The organism is Actinomycetota bacterium, assembly GCA_036280995.1.
In the GTDB taxonomy this organism is placed as follows: Bacteria; Actinomycetota; CALGFH01; order CALGFH01; family CALGFH01; genus CALGFH01.
The window spans coordinates 1-2,903 of the sequence record DASUPQ010000899.1; the positions used below are offsets into that span (position 1 = coordinate 1).

The 2,903-nt window shown below is 68.5% G+C and carries 2 protein-coding genes; both read right to left on the bottom strand.

Annotated elements, in window-relative coordinates; genetic code table 11:
- Positions 1–309 precede the first annotated feature (309 nt).
- Positions 310–1,086, bottom strand: coding sequence for an IS21-like element helper ATPase IstB (gene istB, locus VF468_29960; GenBank protein HEX5882511.1), 777 nt, complete (start codon positions 1,084–1,086; stop codon positions 310–312).
- A complete protein-coding gene (gene istA / locus VF468_29965; GenBank protein ID HEX5882512.1) occupies positions 1,083–2,582 on the bottom strand; it encodes an IS21 family transposase in 1,500 nt (499 codons plus the stop codon). The genes istB and istA overlap by 4 nt, the downstream gene beginning before the upstream one ends.
- Positions 2,583–2,903: the final 321 nt, after the last annotated feature.

The window sequence follows — 2,903 nt, forward strand, 5'->3', positions numbered from 1 at the left end:
CGCGCCTGCGCCTGGGGTGGAACGACAGACCGGTTCGTATCGGGCCTGGCTGTACGTGTAATTAGAAGGCGCTGACGACCCTACGGCTCCCCCGGTCGCCTCCGCATCTCCTGAATCAGCGCCGCTGACACGAGCATCGGAGGAACCTTCGCCGCCGGTCGATCCGCCATCAGAGCAGGTGTGAGACAGGACCAGATGCCCCGCACCAACACTCCCCGAACTGCCGCAGTCGGTGGCCTGCGCGTGTCAACGGCCAGTTCGTGGTCCCCGCTGGTGGCCAACTAAAAGTCCCCACTCGTCGTGGTGATCTCAGTTGGTCTTGATCTTGGTTGCTCCCTTCGCTCGGGCCTGTTTCATGCGGTAGCTCTCGCCGTCGGTGACGATGGTGTGGCAGTGGTGCAGCAGCCGGTCGAGCATGGACACGGCGGTGGTGTGCTCGGGTAGGAACCGTCCCCAGGACTCGAACGGCCAGTGGCTGGCGATGCCCAGGGACCTGCGTTCGTAGGCGGCGGCGACGAAGCGGAACAGCAGCTGGGCGCCGGTGTCGTCCAGGGGTGCGAAGCCGAGCTCGTCGACGATGATCAGGTCGTTGCGCAGCAGGGTGTCGATGACCTTGCCGACGCTGTTGTCGGCCAGGCCGCGGTAGAGGGTCTCGACCAGGTCGGCGGCGGTGAAGTAGCGGACCCGGTGCCCGTGCTCGACCGCGGCGCTGCCGAGCGCGACGAGCATGTGGCTCTTGCCGGTGCCGGCCGGTCCGATCAGGCAGACGTTCTCTGCGCCGCGGATCCACTCCAGGGTGTCGAGGTAGTCGAACGTCGACTTCGGGATCGACGACACCGTCAGGTCGAACTCGGCCAGCGTCTTGGCGACCGGGAAGGCAGCCTGACGGCGTCGAGTGCGGGCGTTGGACTCCTCCCGGGCGGCGATTTCTGCCTCGACCAGGGTGCGCAGGAACTCCTCGGGGCTCCAGCGTTGGGTCTTGGCGGTGATGAGCAGCTCGGGCGCGAGCCGGCGCATGGCGGCCATCTTCAGTCGCTTCAGCCCCGCGGCCAGGTCCGGCGCCAGCGGCGGTGGCGCCGCGCTCATGAGGGCTCTCCGTCAGTGGGCAGGGCGTAGTCGGCCAGCGACCGAGACGGCACCTGCGGCAGGGTCAGCACCAACGCCTGCCCGGCCGGTCGGGGTGAGGGTGCGGCACCGGCGGCGGCCAGGATCGAGCGCACGTCGGCCGCCCGCCACCGCCTGAACTTCACCGCTCGCTCCAAGGCGGCCAGCACTGCGTCGGTGCCGTGCGCAGCCTGCAGGGTGAGGATCTGCTCGATCTCGCTGCTGAGCTTCGTCACACCGGCCGCAGCAGCACCGGTCAAGAACGCCTCGGCGACCGGGCCCAACCCCAGGAAGACTTTCTCGGTCTGTGTGCGCGGCCTGGCTGCTCGAGCGGGCTTGTCCGGACGCGGCCGGTCGTAGTGGGCGTCGACGATGCTGGTCTCGCCCGGCGCCACCAGGGTGTGTTCGGCCAGCACTTCGCCGGTGACCGGCTCCACCACCCGCAGGCTCCCGGAGTCGGCCAGCACCGTCACCGTGTGCCCGATCAGCCGGTTGGGCACCGAGTAGCGGGCCGAGGCGAACCGGATGCAGGAGAGCTTGTCGACCTTGCGGGTGGTCGGCTTGGGCCCCAGCTCCGGCCGCAGCGACGGCAGTACTCCGAGCAGCTCACGTTCGGTCTGCAGCCGTTCGGCCGGGACCGCGCAGATCTCCGAGTGCACCGCCGCGTTGACCTCGGCGCACCAGGTCGCGGCGGCGGTGTTCACCGCGCTCATGTCGCCGACGAGGCCGACGTCGTGGTCAGCGGCCTGCAGCGGCACCATCAGGTCGTGTTTGGCATAGCCGACCAGGTTCTCCACCATGCCCTTGGACTCAGGGTCGGCGGCCTCGCAGAAGTCGGGCCTAAACCGGTAGTGGGTGGCGAACCTGACGTAGTCCGGGGTGGGCACCACCACGTTGGCCACCACCCCGCCCTTCAAACAGCCCATCCGGTCGGCCAGCACCACCTTCGGCACCCCGCCGAGGGTCTCGAAGCACTCCGCCAGCAACGCCAGCGTGGTGGCTGCCTTCTCATCGGCGGCGAAGCTGACGAACCGGAACCGCGACCAGGCCAGCACCGCGCAGAACACGTGCAGCCCGCCCTCGGTGCCCCAGTCGATGATCAGCGTCTCTCCGGGCACCCACACCCCCGGCCGGCGGCCACGGTGATGGCCCTGGCGCCACGCCGTCTTGGCCTCGGCCACCAGCCGGCGGAAGTTGCGAGCCGACCCCGCATAGCCCGCCGCCCGGGCCTGCGGCAACAACCGCTTGGCCGAGATCCGCCCCGACGTGGACTTCACCTTGGCGGCCACCAGGTCGGCAACCGGGTCGTAGTTGTGCGGCCGCGGCACCCGCTGCGGGCGGGCACCGTCGGTCTCATGCTGCTCGATAATCCGCTTCACGGTCTTGTGGGTCGTGCCGCAGATCGCGGCCGCCCCACGGAAACTGCCCACCTCGCGATAGGCGGCAATCACGTCCATTCGTTCCCTCGCGTTCTTCAATGGAGTCCCCTGCGCGGTGATGTGTGACTGGTTGGCACCGCCACCGTCACCGCGCAGGGCTCACCCGCTGCTACGACACGACGAACGAAGAGTGGGGACTTCTATCTGGCCAAAACCGGGGACTCAGACTTGGCCACCAGTGGGGACTTTTTCATGGCCACGGACAAGAGATCAGCGACTAAACCAACGGTGACTGACACCTACCACCTGCGGAACTACTTCGAGGGCCTGCTCGTCCGGTTCGCGAGTTGCTGCTTGGTCGTGCAGTACGAGAGCGCCTTCGGCGACCTGCGCGACCATCTGGCGTCGACGCCGAAGCCG